The 18,321-nt window shown below is 35.3% G+C and carries 15 protein-coding genes; 3 read left to right on the top strand and 12 right to left on the bottom strand.

The genetic code is table 11. The annotated features are described in order from the left end of the window. Window positions 1–201: hypothetical protein (locus tag FD33_RS12860; RefSeq protein ID WP_235806951.1), on the top strand; the 201-nt coding region annotated here is incomplete at its 5' end. A gap of 58 nt (window positions 202–259) precedes the next feature. Here FD33_RS12860 and FD33_RS04355 read toward each other — a convergent pair. Beyond that, window positions 260–1,804: an ABC-F family ATP-binding cassette domain-containing protein gene (locus FD33_RS04355; RefSeq protein WP_025085639.1), complete on the bottom strand. Its 1,545-nt coding sequence runs from the start codon at window positions 1,802–1,804 to the stop codon at window positions 260–262. Between the two features lie 90 nt (window positions 1,805–1,894). Further along, window positions 1,895–3,172: an LCP family glycopolymer transferase gene (locus tag FD33_RS04350; RefSeq protein WP_025085638.1), complete on the bottom strand. Its 1,278-nt coding sequence runs from the start codon at window positions 3,170–3,172 to the stop codon at window positions 1,895–1,897. A gap of 267 nt (window positions 3,173–3,439) precedes the next feature. Between FD33_RS04350 and FD33_RS04345 the strand changes: the two genes are divergently transcribed. Further along, window positions 3,440–4,879: an amino acid permease gene (locus FD33_RS04345; RefSeq protein ID WP_025085637.1), complete on the top strand. Its 1,440-nt coding sequence runs from the start codon at window positions 3,440–3,442 to the stop codon at window positions 4,877–4,879. A 112-nt stretch (window positions 4,880–4,991) separates the two neighbouring features. On the opposite strand, the gene FD33_RS04340 is transcribed toward FD33_RS04345, so the two are convergent. Together FD33_RS04340 and FD33_RS04335 are read right to left on the bottom strand one after the other, a co-directional pair. Further along, window positions 4,992–7,661 (bottom strand): transglycosylase domain-containing protein, encoded by a 2,670-nt coding sequence (locus FD33_RS04340; protein ID WP_025085636.1) that lies wholly within the window; start codon window positions 7,659–7,661, stop codon window positions 4,992–4,994. Window positions 7,662–7,670: 9 nt separating this feature from the next. Then, a complete protein-coding gene (locus tag FD33_RS04335; protein ID WP_025085635.1) occupies window positions 7,671–8,966 on the bottom strand; it encodes a hypothetical protein in 1,296 nt (431 codons plus the stop codon). A 72-nt stretch (window positions 8,967–9,038) separates the two neighbouring features. Between FD33_RS04335 and FD33_RS04330 the strand changes: the two genes are divergently transcribed. Next, entirely contained in the window at window positions 9,039–9,968 is a 930-nt protein-coding gene (locus FD33_RS04330) for a hypothetical protein (protein ID WP_025085634.1), read from the top strand. A 148-nt stretch (window positions 9,969–10,116) separates the two neighbouring features. On the opposite strand, the gene FD33_RS04325 is transcribed toward FD33_RS04330, so the two are convergent. The 8 genes from FD33_RS04325 to FD33_RS04290 form a co-directional block, all read right to left on the bottom strand. Then, complete coding sequence (locus FD33_RS04325) at window positions 10,117–10,563, bottom strand: Rrf2 family transcriptional regulator (RefSeq protein ID WP_025085633.1); 447 nt, start codon at window positions 10,561–10,563, stop codon at window positions 10,117–10,119. Between the two features lie 61 nt (window positions 10,564–10,624). Continuing rightward, window positions 10,625–11,473, bottom strand: a complete 849-nt coding sequence (locus FD33_RS04320) for an NAD(P)H-binding protein (RefSeq protein WP_025085632.1) — start codon at window positions 11,471–11,473, stop codon at window positions 10,625–10,627. A gap of 154 nt (window positions 11,474–11,627) precedes the next feature. Continuing rightward, window positions 11,628–12,914, bottom strand: coding sequence for an adenylosuccinate synthase (locus tag FD33_RS04315; protein ID WP_056955787.1), 1,287 nt, complete (start codon window positions 12,912–12,914; stop codon window positions 11,628–11,630). Between the two features lie 20 nt (window positions 12,915–12,934). Continuing rightward, entirely contained in the window at window positions 12,935–14,311 is a 1,377-nt protein-coding gene (gene dnaB / locus FD33_RS04310) for a replicative DNA helicase (RefSeq protein WP_025085631.1), read from the bottom strand. A 7-nt stretch (window positions 14,312–14,318) separates the two neighbouring features. Further along, the gene (gene rplI / locus FD33_RS04305) at window positions 14,319–14,774 is read right to left on the bottom strand and encodes a 50S ribosomal protein L9 (RefSeq protein WP_025085630.1); all 456 of its coding nucleotides are present in this window, start codon (window positions 14,772–14,774) and stop codon (window positions 14,319–14,321) included. 11 nt (window positions 14,775–14,785) lie between these two features. Beyond that, a complete protein-coding gene (locus FD33_RS04300; protein ID WP_025085629.1) occupies window positions 14,786–16,786 on the bottom strand; it encodes a DHH family phosphoesterase in 2,001 nt (666 codons plus the stop codon). Window positions 16,787–16,918: 132 nt separating this feature from the next. Then, entirely contained in the window at window positions 16,919–17,455 is a 537-nt protein-coding gene (locus tag FD33_RS04295; protein ID WP_056955786.1) for a hypothetical protein, read from the bottom strand. A 38-nt stretch (window positions 17,456–17,493) separates the two neighbouring features. Next, on the bottom strand, window positions 17,494–18,033 hold the full coding sequence (locus FD33_RS04290; RefSeq protein WP_025085626.1) for a DUF3278 domain-containing protein: 540 nt from the start codon (window positions 18,031–18,033) through the stop codon (window positions 17,494–17,496). Between the last annotated feature and the right edge of the window lie 288 nt (window positions 18,034–18,321).

The following is an 18,321-nucleotide window of genomic DNA, read 5'->3' as shown; positions in this document are numbered from 1 at the left end:
GTTGGCCTACACAATTTTAGTGTTAAAACTTTGTTCAGTTTTCAAAGGTCTACCAGTCGGTTAAGCGCTTACGCTTATCGACGACTTAATTATTTTATCAAGTCAGTAACAATTTGTCAAGAACCTTTTAAAATAATTATTCAATTGAATGAAATCATCATTCAATTATCGATGCGTCTGCTCTATCGCGACAACAAATAATATCTTACCGTTAATGGTAAACCAATGCAAGTACTTTTTCATACTTTTTTGAAAACTTCTAATTTTCTTTTATCTTTTCAATATCTAGGACTTTATTTATCCAATCACTACTATAAAAGTCTTCCTCATGGGTTACTAAGATCAATGATCCATCATAATTCTTTAGACCTTTACGTAGCGCAGCTTTACTCTCATCATCTAGATGATTTGTAGGTTCATCCATAAATAAGAAATTCGAAGTATTAAACATCAAATCACCTATCTTAACCTTCGTCTGCTCCCCACCAGAAAGAGAACGTAATGGTGACATAATTTGCTGATTAGTTAAACCAGTTCTAGCTAGAACACGTCTAACCTCTTTACCACCTTGATCTGGATGCTTGTCACTAATATATTTAAATGGACTTTCAAGATTATTCTCCCATACAAGATCCTGTTTAAAATAACCTATCTTAGCAACCTCAGAGAAATCATAGTTCCCTTCAATAGGTTTGAGTATACCCAAAAGAGTCTTGATCAAAGTAGACTTACCAATACCATTAAATCCCTTAATAACCATCTTTTCTCCACTAACGATAGAGAAATTGAGGGCCTTATCAAATAGAGGTTTACCATCATATCCTACTTTTAGATCATTAACTTCCAATAACATTCTTGAACTTGGTACTTCTACGTATGGGAAGCCAAAGCTGGAAGCAGTTTTATTCCCTGGAGGTGTCAACACATCCATATGAGCTAACTGTTTCTCTCTACTCTTAGCACTCTTTGATCTAGAACCAGCCTTAAACTTTCTTATATAAGCCTTAGTCTTAGAGATCTTCTCCTGTTGCTTAACGTAAGCCTTCATATATGTTTCCTTATTAGCAGCTTTCTGCTTAAGAGCTTGCTTGAGACTACCTGTATACTTCGTGATCTTACCGAACTCAAAATCAGCCACACAGTTTATAATGCGGTCTAAGAAGCCATAATCATGGGAAATAACAATAAATGCTCCTTGAAAGTCATTCAAATAATCAGCTAACCAGTCAATATGGTTAGTATCCAAGTAGTTAGTGGGCTCATCTAGCAAAATCATATCAGGCTTTTCCAATAAAATTTTAGCCAAGATAATCTTTGAACGTTGACCACCACTAAGTTTGGAAACATCATGCTCATATCCAATAGCATCTAGTCCTAAACCAGTTGCCACCTGTTCAATCTTTGTATCCAATTCGTAAAAATCGTTGGCATCTAAGATTTCTTGAAGTTTTCCAGCCTTTTCCAAATCTTCATCACTTGGATCATTCATGTAAATCTCGTTTAATTGATCACTAATTTCATATAATTTTGAAAACGCTGTTTGAAGATACTCATAAATGGTCATCCCTGAGGCTAATTTAGCCTGTTGATCCAAATAACCAACCGTCATATGTTTCTTCCATGTAATTTTGCCTTCATCAGGTTCAATCTGACCAGTCAAAATCTTAATGAAGGTACTCTTACCTACACCATTTTGACCAATAATACCTAAATGATCTTCTTTATTTACTTGTAAATCTGCGGAATCGTACAATCTTTTATCCAAAAACTGTTGTGTTAATCCGTGTACTTCTAAAACACTCATATTTTTCTCCCTTATACAATAAGAAAAGACTGAAAACATTTGTCTCAGCCTTTATTCAAATGGGGTCATCCCCGCTTATTATTTAACTAATTAATAGCCACCGAAGCCTCTAGAACCACTTGATCCGCTAGAACCATTAGAACTACTACCATAACCACCAGTAGAATGACTTGATTCTCCAAAGCTTGAACCATACGAGCTTCCTGATTCTTTAGAACTAGTTGTAGAAGATATCGTAGTTGTATAGTTCTGCTGTTGGTTACCTGTGTAATTAAATGAAAAGCCTAACTTCTCATTATACGCGTTTAATCTGGTTTCTTTATTATTCAATTGTTCTTCAGCTAAGCCTAATTGCTTACGTAACTTATTAGATACTCGTCTTAATTCCTTAGTTGGTGCTATTTCATAAGATGAACCATCAATCATCGAACCATATCCTTGTAGATGGTCAGATCCAATACTCTTGGCTGCTCCACTGTAATTTAAGAACATGGATTGCATATCACTGAAACTTAAATTAGTTGTCATTGAACTAGAAATACTGTCTAGAACCTTCTGATAGCGTGTAAAGGTCTTTGCACTAGCAGCACTCTTAATAATAGCTGTTATAACCTGACGTTGACGCAATTGACGTCCATAATCACCTTGTGGGTCTTCATAACGCATTCTTGAGTAATCCAAGGCCTGTTTACCATTTAAATGCATCTTACCTTTTTTAAAGTGTGACTTCTTTTCACCTGTATCACCATACGAGAAACTGAACGGTACGTCAACATCTACACCTCCGACGGCATTAACAATTTCCTTCAAGGAATTGAAATCAACCTTAATGTAGTAGTCAATTGGAACGTTTAAAAGTTTTTCAGTTGTAACTACAGCACTTTCTTCATTACCAATATTATATGCTGAATTTATTTTTTGAATTTTCTTCGTATTATGATCGGCACTCTTCCAAATCTGTGTCATCGTATCACGTGGTACAGACATCATTGTCGTTTTATTAGTCTTAGGATTAACCGTTACGATAATCATCGTATCAGAATTACCACGATAATTTGTTTCTGTATCACGAACACCGTTATCCGTTGTATCTACACCTAACAACAATATTGAAACAGGCTTCTTACTAACTATCTTAGCGGAAGCGTTCTTTCCATCTATTGCTTTATATGTCTTGCCCAAAGAATTCTGAGCTTGAGCATAAATTCTAAAACCGTATGCTCCCATTACAAAGAAAGTAACTAAAGCGACCAATCCAATTATCTTAAGAAGTGGACGTTTAATTTTTCCATTATTGTTAGACGCCAAAGCGCTATTACGCGTTCTTTTTCGACGTCCTCGTAAACCATTATTATTGTTGTTATCCATAATTAACTCCGTTTAATTTGCTATCTACAAATTCACTTTCATTATATAGTAGATAGAATACAATTATACAGTCTTAATTCCATGTATCAAAAAGAAATATGTAACGGCCGTATTCCTAAATTATAATTTTTTAATACTGTCTGTCAATTTTATTAAAAAAAAGTTACACAAATATAATACTAGGATATTTTCAAAAAAACATCTTATTATTCCTAACCTTTTTGCTTTAAGTTTCCTGTATAATCACATTTGTAGGAGGATTTGATTATGTCAGATGCAAAGAATGCTAAGGCTTTCAGATGGTGGAATATTGCTTTGCTTGGTTTCACTACTGTCTGGGGTCTGAATAATGTTATCAACAACTTTGCCAATCAAGGTTTAGCTGTTATAACGTCATGGATTTTAATTATGATTCTTTACTTTGTTCCATACACTTTGATGGTGGGACAATTAGGATCAGCGTTTCAAGAAGCTGGTGGAGGTGTTAGTTCTTGGATCAGGACTTTATCTAACAACAAACTAGCTTACTTTGCCGCTTGGACTTATTGGGTTGTTCACGTTCCCTATTTAGCTCAAAAACCACAAATTATTATGGTCAGTCTAAGTTGGCTTTTCAAAGGTAATGGATCTTTTATCAAGGATTCTTCACCAATCATCGTACAAGGATTAAGTTTGATTATTTTCCTTGTTTTCGTTTGGATTGCCAGCAAGGGAGCCTCAACATTAAATAGTATCGGTAGCATCGCCGGGATTGCTATGTTTACTATGTCAATGTTGTTCATCATCCTTGGTGTCAGTGCACCTTTTATCACTCATGTACAAATTGCCACACCTAACATGACTGATATTCACACTTATATACCGAAATTTGATTTACAGTACTTCACAACCATCTCAATGCTAGTCTTCGCCGTTGGTGGTGCTGAGAAGATCTCACCTTATGTTAATAAGACTAAGAATGCTTCCAGAGAATTCCCACTAGGTATGATCATCTTAGCTGTCATGGTTGCCGTTTCAGCCGTTCTAGGTTCATTCGCAATCGGTATGATTGTTAATTCTAACCACATTCCTGCCGACCTTATGGCCAACGGTGCTTATCAAGCTTTCCAATTCTTAGGTAACAGTTTCCACGTTGGTAATTTGTTCGTATGGGCATTTGCAATTACTAACACATTAGCCAGTGCAGCCGCTTTAGCCATTTCAATCGATGCCCCATTGCGTATGCTTTTAGGAGATGCCGATAAGAAATATATTCCCAAGGCTCTTTTGAAGAAAAACAAACGTGGTATTGCTATCAATGGTTACAAGATGACAGCCATTCTAGTTTCTATTCTTATCATCGTGCCTGCCTTAGGTATCAATGGTATGAATGATCTATATAACTGGTTGTTGAATCTTAACTCAATTGTTATGCCTATGCGTTATCTATGGGTATTCTTAGCCTATATGATGCTAACTAAGCAATTGGACAAATATAAATCTGATTATATGTTCGTTAAAAACAGATACGTCGGCTTTGGAGTTGGACTTTGGGCCTTCTTCCTAACAGCCTTCGCATGTATCATGGGTATGGTTCCTAAAATGAATATGGCCCAAGATCCATCATCATGGTGGTTCCAATTAGCATTGAACATCATCACTCCATTAGCATTAATTCTATTAGGATTGATCTTACCAGCCATTGCTAAAAGGACAAATGTTGATTAGAGAGTTGCACAAGTCGTAAAACTCATTACCACTATTCAACATAAAACTATAGTTGTTCAAAAAGGCGACACCTCACACGAGGGTCGCCTTTTTGAGTCCAATCATATTTATTTTAATTGGAAGAACTAGAACTACTATCTGAAGAGGAATTACTATTAACGGTAATTTTAACATCAGGAACATTACCACCATAGCTTCTGATCTCATTCATAATGTCTACCAGTTTTTGCTTTTGAGCCTCTTTATCAGAATCATTATTCTTATAAGCATCTTTAACCTTTTGCAATTGAGAATTATATTGTGGCATCAACTTATCAACCATCGATTGACGTTTTTGTTCACGTTGGGTTTCGATAGTTTCTTTTTCAGATTGATACTTGGCAATCTTCTTGTTATCTTTAGCAGCTTGGAACATTGCTTGACTCAAGTTCAATTCCTTTTGCATTTGTAAGATCTGTTGATTAAAGTCATTTTTAGCCGATTGACGTTTAACATTAGCATTCAAATAACGAATCTTTTGCAATTCACTTAACTTGCTATCATATTGAGATTCCTTAGTGATTGGATTATCAGTATATTTATCGATGGCTGATTGAACCTTATCCTCTCGCTTATACTCTTCTTTCTTCGATAAGTGATAAATAATTCGATAATCGAGGTTATAGAGACGATCAGTATTTTTTTGTTCTTGAGCCGAAATATATTTAGAGAAATCACTATCAATAACATCTTGAATCGTTGGTTGCTCATTACTCTGATTGACTGACAAATTACTTCCACTAACAGTAACTGTATTTGGCTTCTTAAAATCTTCTTCTTTTTCTTTCATTTGACTAACCAAATATTCACCTTCAGCTTTAAAAGCCTGCATTGACAATGTCTGTTCATTACTAGTCAACGAAGTAGATGGCACATCATTTCCAGTCCAATTAGCAATTGTAAAGTCAGGTGTCATACCAACAAAGTATGAATCTTTATTATTATCACTGGTACCAGTTTTACCAGCCGTGTACTTATAATTATCTAATGCGGCGGCCTTACCCAATCCGTTACTAATCACTGATTGCATGGTATTAATCATCATATAACTAGCATTTTTAGTATAAATATCTTTCTTCATATGAGTATTTTGATAGATATAACGATTGTTGTCATTATCATAAATACTCGTTAAATTACTTGGATGAATAAATTGTCCACCTCGAGAAAACGAACTGTATGCTGAAGCCATTTCAGTGGTAGTGGTACTAAACGTACCCAACGCATCAATGGCATTCTTATCTTCCGTTGGACGCAGACGGGCAAATTCCATCTTAGTCAAATCATCGTAGAAAGAATAACTCGTATCTTGTAGCGCCAATTTATAGGCGACTGTATTAATTGAGTTCTCTAAGGCATGACGAACGGTCGTCTTACCAGTGTAGCCACTGTACCAATTATGAACATTAGCAATAGCCGAGTCCACGACCGTACTTTGTGGTAAATATCCCCTTTCAAAAGCAGGAGCATAAGCTACAAGCGGTTTAGCAGTTGATCCGGGTTGACTATATCCATTTATCGCCCGATTCATTTGATCATCTTGTGTTGTTCTTCCACCAATCACCGCTATAACGTCACCCGTTTTATTATCTATAACGGTACTTGAAACTTGTGGTGTTAATTTTCCATTAGCAGACCGACCCGTGTAAGATTCATATGTCTTATTAACTAAACTTTCAATCTTATTTTGTACATCCATATCAATTGTAGTATTAATTGTATAACCACCATCAAGCAACTTACCACGGGCACGTTCAAACTCTTGTCTATAACGTGCAAAGTAATCATTTCTGGCCTGATTGTCTTTAAAAGCATACTCCATCGTAAAACCAGAAGATTTCATTAATTCTTCGGTGGCATTATAAACGGCATAGTTCAAAGCATAATTATTTGAAACATCATTATCATACTTACGTTTATTGACTTTCAATCCAAGAGGTCGCTTACTTGCTGTCTCGTAGGTGTGCTTTGAGATCAATCCACGTTGATAAAAGACATACAGAATCGTATTTCGGCGATTCAATGAACGTTTTGGCGCACTAACTGGATCATAGTAAAGAGGACTATTAGGTATTCCCACTAGCAAAGCTAATTTATCAATCGATAAATCTTTCTGATTCTCGGAAAAATAATAATCTGCCGCAGCACTGAAACCGTATGATCCATGCCCCATATAAACATTATTGATATAGAACTCTAATATCTGTTGCTTACTAAATTTCTTTTCGAGTTGTTGAGCAATAACCATTTCTTTGAGCTTACGGTTTAAATTTTGTGATTGATCTTGCAGAATGACGTTCTTAACCAATTGTTGTGTTAAAGTCGATCCACCCTCTGTTCGCCGATGTAGTAAGGTCGAAACAACTGATCTCATAATGGCATACATATCGACACCATGATGAATATAGAACCTTTGATCTTCTACCGCCACTAGTCCCTTTTTGATATCAGGATTAATATCCTTAATTGGTGTATAGCTAGAACTAGAACGGGACAATTTCTTAATTTCTTTACCGTTACGATCATATATAACGGTAGAATTACTTGGATGAAAATCTGACACTTTCAATCCTTGACTGTAAGAATATCCATCCGCAATTGTATTTCTTATTTCATAACCATACTTTAGCCAAAATGCTCCAACACTTAGAATTAGTAACAATAAAATTGTTAGTAATATCCATGGCCATTTTCGTCTTTTTCTAGTTACTCTTTCTCGTAACCCAGTTTCTCTTTTACGCATAATTAGCCCCTAATTAACATAGAATGTTATTCCAGTTGAGATTTGTGACATCAAATTAGACAAGTCTGACGAACTAATTTGCATACCTTCGTTATAACTTGAACTTCCTGCATAAATGAAGCCTAATGTAGAACTGTTGGTGAAGTAAATTGACTTATTCAAATCAGAATTGTTCTTTAACCAGAAGACTGGTGTTGCCGAATTAAAGTCAGCTGTCGTATTATCAGGATTGGTTATTCCCAAATCTTCCAGATCACTATCACTAGCATTAGTAACGTATTGTCCATAATTGCTATTAGTATTATCCGTAATTATTGCATCTGAATTACCATTACTAATTAGTTTTTTAATCGTATATTTACCGGAACCGACCTGTGAACTAGTAACATTAATATAACCATCTTCGGCTACATACTTTCCGTTAACTTTAGTCATTAAAGCTAACTTATTAGTGCTAGTGTTATAGTACAAAGCAGTCTTCCCAGTTATTCCTGCTTGAGTTAAACTATCTGAAGCGCCGCTTGAGAAATTCAAACTAGAAACGATATCAACATTAGCCGGTGTATACTTCTCCGTCAGAGGAGCACTTCTCAATGCCTCTAGCTCCTGTTTAACTGCTTCAACACGAGAACTCTCACCTTGGTGTTTAGAGAAATACTGGTCCATTTTGTTGACAGCTTCATTCCAACGATTCTCAATCGTCTTATTTTTAATTAATTTAAAATATGTATTAACCATTGAGATCTTTTTAAAACTCAAACTAGAGTTATCATTATTGAATTCTTGCCAAGTTTTATCCAGATACTTATCTGCATCCTCAGTTTGTTCAAACCAAATTTGAATCGTATCTAACTTATTACGCTGCTTTTGATAAACATCCTGATTCTTTTCTTTTAAAAGCGCCGCATCTAAATCATTGATTTTTTGACTTGTCACATCATCCTGATAATTATTTTTACCGTCATACAATGCGGCTACGTCTTTGGCACGATTTTTTCTTGCTTGAATATAATCTTCCAGTTGTTGATACTTTTTTATATTGCTAGGTGTAATCACATGCCCATCACTAACCTTAATGACCCTACCAATAAAGTTTAAAGTAGGATAATCCAAATTAGTTTTCAGTACCTCTAATTCTTTATCCTGATATTGACTAGATATCTTTGAAGTTACTACTGCATTGACTACTCCACGTGAAAGCATAATGAAAAAGATGGCAGCCGTAATCGCACCAACAATACCAGCACTCACTAATAGATAATGTTCTGATTTCGTCTTACTTTTTAAATCTTTCTTATCTTTCATCATTTTCCCCAAATATCTAGTTCATCTTGTTATTATTATAGTAAATTATTATGCAAATAAAGGGTGTATATTTTGAAAAAATTAAACAAAAAATATATTAAATGGATAATTATTCTAGTGCTGATAGTAATGATCGTCACTAGTTATGCCCTCAATCTCGGAAAGATCAAAGACAAGACAGTTAATGGCATCGCACAGATCACTATCCCATTTTCATTGATCGTTAATCCCAAAAATATTGATGAGGATATTGCCCCTAAAGCTGTATCTTTAAACGATGGCGATATGACTAAGAATAAACAACAAGCCTTAAATATTCTTAGCACTATCAATGATGACTATCATAGTACAGATGAGTTATCATTTTTGTCCAATGATCAAGAAAAAGCCTTATTAAAAAGGGTCAATAAGAAACCTCATCGCTATATAACTAATATGACTATTCTCAACTTTGGTAAAGATATTCACGGAAAGTACATAACTATCAGTTGCAATCGTTACGATGATACTAAAACCATTGTTAGTTATCGCTATCGAATTTACCACAAAGGCGATTCAATTACCTCTGCCAAATATCTAAATACCCAATCTAACAAATATCCACCACAATATCTTCTTGAAGACATTGATATGGGTAAAGCTGGTGTTGATCAGGCCAAAAGTTTCACACAGCGTCTCAAAACAGCCATTATCAATTCCAATCTTACCGCTACTAACGCAGCTAATCCTGGTAACTTCAATCAGATATCTATTAACTTAGGATTAAACCCTGATAAAAGTAACACTGGCCTATTTAAATTAGCTCGTAATGCTAATTCCCGTGTCAGCAATTTTGCAATTGTTGGTTATCAAATTTCCGATATCCCCAGATACACTCGTATTTATTTAAAACAATTAAGCAAAGATAACACATATTATTATACGTTAACTTACAGCCGTAACAGCAGTCGCTTTATTAATTTTCAGAAAGGCATCATTTCAACTGATACACTAAATAAATAGTTTTCATGAAAAGTGTTTTGAACAAATCTAAAAACGGCATCCATTTAGAAACGTAATTACATACGTTTATTCTAAATGAATGCCGTTATTTATTAAAAAATTCAAAAAAGATAATAATAGAACCGTTTAAATTAACCAATGAAATGACCTATTTTGAATTAGATAGCTTCTTTTTTTCATTATTCTCTAAAATCCCGTCGATAATCTGTTGCAAACTTATCTGAGACATACTATCTTCAGCATCAGCTTGGATACGATCATAAATTCCTGTTAAAGTGTCTTGAATATTCCCGCCAACAATACACTGAGGATTAGTTTTCTCATCAATGTGTAATAATTTTTGATTATCTTCAATGGCCCGATAAACATCTAATAGACTAATTTCCTTAGCTGAGCGTCCCAACTTTGGTGCTACCTTTCCTGGTTGACTCATCAATAATCCAGCTTTTTTTAAACGTGACATCATTCTTCTAACCAGACTAGGGTTAGATTCAATACTACTGGCAATAGCATTACTAGACAAATCACCATCTCGTAAAATGTCCACATAGGCTAGGATATGAACACCATCACTTAACTTACTTGAAAATTTCATAATATTCTCCTCCTAGTAAATACTCATTAGTATAGTATGACATTTCAAGAAGGGATGACAATTATTTTTCACTAACAATCTCCAACGCTTTGGTCAAAGGTGTCAATTCCCTACCTAAAACTTTTGGTAAATCGTCACTATTTTCATCCAAGTTGCCTTGGCGAATCAAATCTTGAATTGAAGCCACAATCTCAGCTGTTCCTTCATCCATCCCTGAGTCCTGTAAATCCTTTTGAAAATCAGAAATACTTAAGGATTTTACATCGAAATCACCCTTGATGGCATTTGCTAAATCTTGGTATGTTCGACTAGTTCCAGAAAATTCATAGATATCCTTCGGAGTATTTGAAGTTAGAACCTTGGCAGCAGCTTCAGAATATTCAGATTCCAAAGCCCAACCAACTTTACCATCCCCGGCTGCATAAACAAATGGTTTTCCATTAAATGCTGCTTTGATAGTTGCTGTTTCATTCTCTAGATACCAATTATTACGTAAAAATGAATGATCAATTCCAGTTTTTAAAATTAATTTTTCCGTAGCTTTGTGGTCACTTGCAAGTGGTGCCTCTGAAATATTAGCGTGGGGAAAACTAGTGTAGGCAATATAACCTACTTTGGCATTCTTAGCCGCTTTCACAATATTTTCATGTTGAGTCAATCTAGCTACTGGTCCACCTGGTTGTGATGAAATAAATAATAAACGATCGATTCCCTTCAATGATTCTTCCAATTGTTTTTCATCTGTATAGTCGCCTGAGCGAACTTCTACACCTTCAGGGACAATTTGTTCTGCCTTTTGAGTATTTCTAGCTAAGGCGACGATATTGGCTGCTGGCACTAATTTTGCCAACTCCTTGATTGCATTTTGTCCAAAGTGTCCTGTTGCTCCAGTTACTCCGTATGTTGTCATAAATATATCCTTCTCTCATTATTGTTACTTTATTATTAACTTGTTATATTTATAATAGCATCATTGGATATAATTACAAAAAATAAGCTCAAAAAAAGCACTAAGGATTTCTCCTCAGTGCTCTACCGTTGAATTTAGTTAGTTTATATATTTTTTAATCTTTCCAGACATCATTTACTTCAATTGTTTGTTCTCTATCAGGACCAACTGAAACAGTGGCATATTCAACACCTAATTGATCTTTGATAAAGTCAAGATAATCCAATGCTGCTTGAGGTAATTCTTTCAAACTCTTAGCTTGAGTCATATCCTCTGTCCAACCTGGGAATGTCTTGTAAACTGGTTTGCACTTAGCTAGGACGTTCAAGTTAGCAGGATATTCATCAATGATCTTGCCATTCAAATCATAACCTGTACAAATCTTGATTTCTTTAAGTCCTGTCAAAACATCCAAACAGTTCAATGACAAGTGAGTTACACCTGATACATTACATGAATGTTTTAGAACAACTAAGTCTAACCAACCGATACGTCTTGGACGATGTGTAACTGTTCCATATTCATGTCCAGCTTCACGTAAGAAGTCGCCTTCCTCGTTCAATTGTTCTGTTGGGAATGGACCAGCACCAACACGGGATGTATAAGCTTTAACTACACCGATAACATTATCGATCAAAGGAGCACCAATACCGGCACCAGTAGTTACACCACCAGCTGGATTTGATGAAGTTACATAAGGATAAGTACCATGATCAATATCAAGCATGATTCCTTGTGCACCTTCAAATAGAACATTTTGACCGTTCTTTAATTCTTTATTTAAATAGGCAGATGTATCAATAACACGGTTTTTAAGTTGTTGACCAATTTGATAATACTTTTCAAAGATATCATCAAATTTCATTGGTTCAACACCATAAATTTTTGTGAATAGTTCATTCTTTTGCTTAAGATTTTCTGTCAACAATTCCTTAAACAAGTCTTTATCAAGAATATCAGCCATTCTAATACCGACACGTGAAGCTTTGTCAGTATATGCAGGTCCGATTCCACGGTTAGTTGTACCAACTTTAGAATCACCCTTAGCTTTTTCTTGTAACTTATCTAATTCAATATGATAAGGAAGAATCAACTGTGCACGATTAGAAATCTTTAAATTAGTTGTATCTACACCTTGATCATGAAGATGACCTAACTCTTCTTGTAGTGATTCGAGGTTCAAAACAACACCATTTCCAATAACACTAGTCTTATCTGAATACAAAATTCCTGATGGGACAGATCTTAACTTGTAAACGTGATTATCGATATTTAAGGTATGTCCAGCATTATCTCCACCTTGGTAACGTGCAATAATGTTAGCTTCGCCACTAAAATAATCAGTAATCTTACCTTTACCTTCGTCGCCCCATTGGGTACCTACTACAACAACTGTCGTCATTTCTTCTACACCTACACTATTTAATTTTCTGGAATATTTGCTATTGATGAAAACTTATTATAAGACTTTACAAACAATAGCTTAGCGGTTCCTCGAGGACCCGAACGGTTCTTGCTGACAATTACTTCAACTTCACCTACATCTTGATCCTCAGGATCCTCTTGATTATCATTGTCATCCCCATCTTCATCACGATAATAATCATCACGATAAAGAAAGGCAACGATATCAGCATCCTGTTCAATTGAACCAGATTCACGGATATCTGACAACATTGGTCTTTTGTCTTGACGCGCTTCCACACCACGGGAAAGCTGTGATAACGCGATTATTGGTACATGAAGTTCTTTTGCTAATTTTTTCATACCACGAGAAATAACAGAAACTTCTTGTTGTCTATTTTCTTGACCAGTACCTTCGATCAATTGCAAATAATCGACAATCACAAGATCCAATTTGCCGCTTTCTTTTAACAAACGACGACATTTAGATCTAATTTCGGCCATCTTAACACCAGGAGTGTCATCAATATAGACATTAGTCCGAGAAAGGCTTCCCATGGCCACAACCAAACTGTTCCATTGATTCTCATCCAATTTACCAGTTCTTAGTGAATTAGCATCAATACTACCTTCAGAACAGAGCATACGGTTAACTAACTGTTCAGCACCCATTTCCAAAGAAAAGATAGCTACGGTAGCATTCGACTTAGTCGCTGCGTTTTGGGCTAGGTTCAAAGCAAAGGCAGTTTTACCAACACCTGGGCGGGCGGCTAAGATAATCAATTCGTCTTTATGTAAACCAGTTGTCATCGCATCAAGATCCTTATAGCCTGTTGAAAGTCCTGTAACATCACTATCCTGATCATATAACTTGTCAATCTCTTCGAAAGAAGACTTTACAACATCCGAGATTCGTCTGAATCCCTTATGATTTCTATTCTCAGAAACATCCATGATGTCCTTTTCAGACTGATCAATGATACTGTCGACATCTTCATCTTCTTCAAAACTACGAGAGACAATGCTAGTAGCCGCATTGATCAAGCGTCTCAAGACAGATTTGTTCTTAACAATCTTGGCATAATAAGACGTATTGGCAGCAGTAGGAACTGCATTAGCTAATTCAGCTAAGTAGCTCACCCCACCAATATCTTCAATTTGATTTTGACGATCTAGTTCATTTTGAACTGTCACGACATCAACTGGTTCTTCTTCATCATTTAAATTCATCATGGCCTGAAATACTAATTGATTGGCATGTTGATAAAAATCATCAGCCTCAACGTATTCCATAGCTTCAATCAAAGCATCTTGGCTCAGAAAAACCGCTCCTAATACGGCTTGCTCAGCATCCTTATCATTGGGCGGTATTCTTGAAGTTATATCATTATTCATTTATATCCTACTTCTTTTCAGCAACATGAACTCTAATTGTGGCTTCGACACCTTCGAATAACTTAATAGGTACATTAATATATCCAAGTGACTTAATACCATCAGTTAGTTCCATCTTGTGTTTATCAACTTTAATATCATATTGTTTGCTAAGTTCGTCAGCAATCTTCTTAGTTGTTACTGAACCAAATAGTCGACCATCGGCACCTGATTTAGCAAGAACTTCAACAACAGTCTTGTCGTTTTCGATTTCACCTTTAAGAACTTTAGCTTCAGCTTTTTCAGCCTCATAATCTTTGGCTTCACGATTTTGTTCAGCCTTCAATTTAGCTATATTAGCCTTAGTAGCTTCGATAGCTTCATTATTCTTAATCAAAAAGTTTTGGGCGTAGCCTGTAGCGACGTTCTTTACTTCACCCTTTTTACCTTTACCTCTAACATCCTTTAGGAAAATAACTTTCATAATGACCCTCCTTATTTCTTGTCGGAACTTGTCAAAACATCAATTAATTGACGTTTAACATCATCTACTGTTGAATCCGGAATCTGAGTTGCGGCATCAGACAAGTGTCCACCACCGCCGAGTTTTTCCATAATGACTTGTACATTGACATTACCCAAACTACGAGCTGAGATACCAACCCGACCATCTGGACGTTTGCTAATTACAAATGAAGCCTCAACATTATCTAATGATAACAATGTATCAGCTGCCTGGGCAACAATAACTGGATCGTAAGGCTTATCCTCTTCGCCAAAACAAACCGCCATGTTCCCATTAACCATTGTTACTGTTTCGATTAGATGATTTCTCTGAATAAATGAATCAATATTTTCTTTTAGAACATTTTGAATAACTGTCTCGTCAGCACCAACTGAACGTAAGTAACTGGCCGCATCAAATGTTCTAGTACCAGTTCTGAGTGAAAATGACTTCGTATCAACGGTAATTCCAGCTAATAAGGCTGTTGCTTCGATCTTCTCGATGGCCTTCTTATTCTTTGGTTGATACTCAAGCATTTCAGTAATCAATTCACTTGTTGAAGAAGCGTAAGGTTCAATGTAAATTAACATTGGATTCTCAGGGAACTCTTCACTTCTTCTGTGGTGATCAATGACAACGATCTTTTCGTTCTCACCCTTATACAAATCAGGATTGATAGAAATACTTTGCTTAGAATGATCCACCATTACGATCAAAGTCTTCGATGTTCTGATAGCGATTGACTCATCTGGTGTAATGATGTCCTTCTTGATTTCAGGATCTTTATCGATCATTCCCAATAGACGACTAACATCAGAATGCAAAGTATTTGGATTGATAACAACTTTACATGGTGTATTGTTCATCATGGCAATTCTTCTAATACCCAATGAAGACCCCAAAACATCCATATCAGGGTGTGAATGACCCATGACAATAACTTGGTCGCTATCTTTCAATAACTCTTGTAAGGCTTCACTGATCATTCTGGCACGGACACGAGTTCTCTTTTCCATTGGATCAGTATTTCCACCATAGAAACGAGCCTTCTCACCGATTTCCTTAACTACGACCTGATCTCCACCTCGGCCAAGTGCCAAGTTAAGATTCTTTTGTGCTTCATCGTTAAGTTTGTGCAAATCATCTACACCGTAAGAGAAGCCCATACTTAAAGTAAGTGGAACGTTCTGTTGAGATGTAAACTCACGAATAGTATCGAGAATCTTAAAGCCATTTTTCTCCATATCAAAGATACGTCCTGTATAGGCCATGATGAAGAAATGATCGTCATCAATTCGCTTCAAAAACATTTGTTCCTTAGATGCCCAATTGGACAATTCATTAGTAATGTAATTATCCAAATTAGATACATCACGATCACTCATTGACTGTGTTATTTCTGCATAATTATCCAAGTAAACTTGACCGATTACTGAACGATTATCCTCATAACGTTTTTCAATTTTAGAATAATGTGTGATTTCAAACAAATATATTACTTTCAATTCACTTTGGACTTGTACTAAGAAGTACTTATCGTCAATTTGAATTGTCTTACTATCGGCATGATTATCTTCATCGATCAATTTCGACAATTCCGCTGATATATCTTTAACACTCATACTGTTTGACGGATTAAAGCCCGTCTTCTCTACAAAGTAGGGATTAACCCATTGAATCTGTTTATCAGTATCATACAAAAGTATTCCCAATGGATACTCAACGAAACTGTTATCCGTTCCCCGATCAATCCGATACTGCAAGTTATTTGTGTACTTACCGGCCTTTTCACCTAATAATAAAAACAAATAAACAAACAATACTAATGAAATGATAACCAAAATAGCTTGAATATAACCACTAATGGAACCATGGAACAATCCAACTACTAAAATCGATAGCAACATCACGATCAAAGAGATCGCCGTTAGTTGAGTCGAATGGTCAACTCGAGAAAGGAAGAATTTCAGATTAGATTTTATCTTTTTCATATTAGTCCCCTCTTAGATATACCTCTTAATTTTATCACAGCCAACCTTTTCTTTCTTCATATATAACATCAGTCTTGGGAACAAAAACACCCACACTCCTTAGATAAATAAGGAAATGTCGGTGTTTTTCAATTATTTGTCGTCTTTAACGACATTAATACTTCTTCGCTCTTTGAGATACATAAATATACTAAAAATCACAGTGAATATCAATGCGTCTGTAATTCGACGTGGATCAAACAAATTATTAAAAAAACTATTCCTATTTGCATTTAACGCTACACTTACTAACCAATAAATCAAAAACTCCATTGGTGCCATTTTGATCCAATAATTCTTGATGGTCTTCATTGTTTTCTTTTTCTTACCAGGACTGATTTCTTTATTACCCAATTTTTTCTTTGCCAGTGGAATAGAAATGAATCCGATAAGAATAGCGAAGGTCATAATTATTTGAATAAGCATAGTTACATATAACGTATTTTCATAGTTTTTTACATCCGCATTTATTAAATAGATAGTCGATCCCAAAGCAAACAACATTTCAAATACAAAGAAAGCAAACGCTGCACGTATTGCGGCCATTCCCAATTCACCCTTAGTTCTTTCATTGACCACTGCCGTTGAATCTAAAAACCATTTAATTACGAATCTATCGAATTTATTCATATCTTCCCCCTCTGAGCTTGTAAAAATTTAGGTATAGTTTAACTTTCATCTTTTAGCAATCTAACCTTAGATATATCAATACTTATAAAGATAATCGTTAAAACTACTGATGGTTGTAAAGCCTGACGGATAGATGACCAACTCAATAAGGTGTTCATAAAGTTTTGACCATTAAAATCAAGGGATGTTACTAACAACCAGATAAGAAGAAACGTCATTGGCAGCTTTGTCAGATATTTATTAAAAATTGATTTGATTACATTTCTTTTTTCCTCTTTAGTTGTGACCTCTTGATTAAGAATGCCCCTGCGTTTCAGTCTAAAACTGGTAAAGAATGTGATAATACCTATTACTAAAAATAAATGTAATGTCATTATGAATAGGAGGAATGATTCAAGATCTTTTATTGTACCGAAATATATGTAAGTACCAATCCCAATATTGAACAGTACTTCAAAAATGAACACTGCTATCAATGCTTCTACGGAAAGCTTGCCAATTTCTGATTTCACTTGTTCATCTATTACACCTGGTATTCCAAAGAACCATCTTAATACTCGGTCATTAACTTTCTTCATAATAATCCCCCATATTCTATACTTCTAAATTTCACCTTTAGTTATGTTTATTTCTCCTTTTTCGAAGAAATACATAATTAGACTGAAAAAGATTGTCCAAATCAATGTTCCCAAGATTCTTTGAATAGTGAACATTTCTTTGAATAAATTATTGCTTGAAAAATCAAGAATAGTATTAATCGATAGTACTAATAAAAACAGAATTGGAGCCGATCTCATGTATTTCTTTTTAAGTCGAAAATTTCAATAACAAGTTAGCCACTTGGACAAAATAAATTGAATCCAAGT

The sequence above is a fragment of the Companilactobacillus paralimentarius DSM 13238 = JCM 10415 genome, from assembly GCF_001434985.1.
Classification (GTDB): domain Bacteria; phylum Bacillota; class Bacilli; order Lactobacillales; family Lactobacillaceae; genus Companilactobacillus; species Companilactobacillus paralimentarius.
This window is presented reverse-complemented; position numbering and strand designations above follow the sequence as displayed.

Excerpts from the sequence above, each read along its gene's own strand:
- FD33_RS04295 (WP_056955786.1), bottom strand. The coding sequence starts at position 17,455 with ATGAATAAATTCGATAGATTCGTAATTAAATGGTTTTTAGATTCAACG.
- FD33_RS04320 (WP_025085632.1), bottom strand. The coding sequence starts at position 11,473 with ATGACAACATACGGAGTAACTGGAGCAACAGGACACTTTGGACAAAAT.
- FD33_RS04355 (WP_025085639.1), bottom strand. The coding sequence starts at position 1,804 with ATGAGTGTTTTAGAAGTACACGGATTAACACAACAGTTTTTGGATAAA.
- dnaB (WP_025085631.1), bottom strand. The coding sequence starts at position 14,311 with ATGAATAATGATATAACTTCAAGAATACCGCCCAATGATAAGGATGCT.
- FD33_RS04325 (WP_025085633.1), bottom strand. The coding sequence starts at position 10,563 with ATGAAATTTTCAAGTAAGTTAAGTGATGGTGTTCATATCCTAGCCTAT.
- FD33_RS04300 (WP_025085629.1), bottom strand. The coding sequence starts at position 16,786 with ATGAAAAAGATAAAATCTAATCTGAAATTCTTCCTTTCTCGAGTTGAC.
- FD33_RS04290 (WP_025085626.1), bottom strand. The coding sequence starts at position 18,033 with ATGAAGAAAGTTAATGACCGAGTATTAAGATGGTTCTTTGGAATACCA.
- rplI (WP_025085630.1), bottom strand. The coding sequence starts at position 14,774 with ATGAAAGTTATTTTCCTAAAGGATGTTAGAGGTAAAGGTAAAAAGGGT.
- FD33_RS04345 (WP_025085637.1), top strand. The coding sequence starts at position 3,440 with ATGTCAGATGCAAAGAATGCTAAGGCTTTCAGATGGTGGAATATTGCT.
- FD33_RS04335 (WP_025085635.1), bottom strand. The coding sequence starts at position 8,966 with ATGAAAGATAAGAAAGATTTAAAAAGTAAGACGAAATCAGAACATTAT.
- FD33_RS04340 (WP_025085636.1), bottom strand. The coding sequence starts at position 7,661 with ATGCGTAAAAGAGAAACTGGGTTACGAGAAAGAGTAACTAGAAAAAGA.
- FD33_RS04350 (WP_025085638.1), bottom strand. The coding sequence starts at position 3,172 with ATGGATAACAACAATAATAATGGTTTACGAGGACGTCGAAAAAGAACG.
- FD33_RS04315 (WP_056955787.1), bottom strand. The coding sequence starts at position 12,914 with ATGACGACAGTTGTTGTAGTAGGTACCCAATGGGGCGACGAAGGTAAA.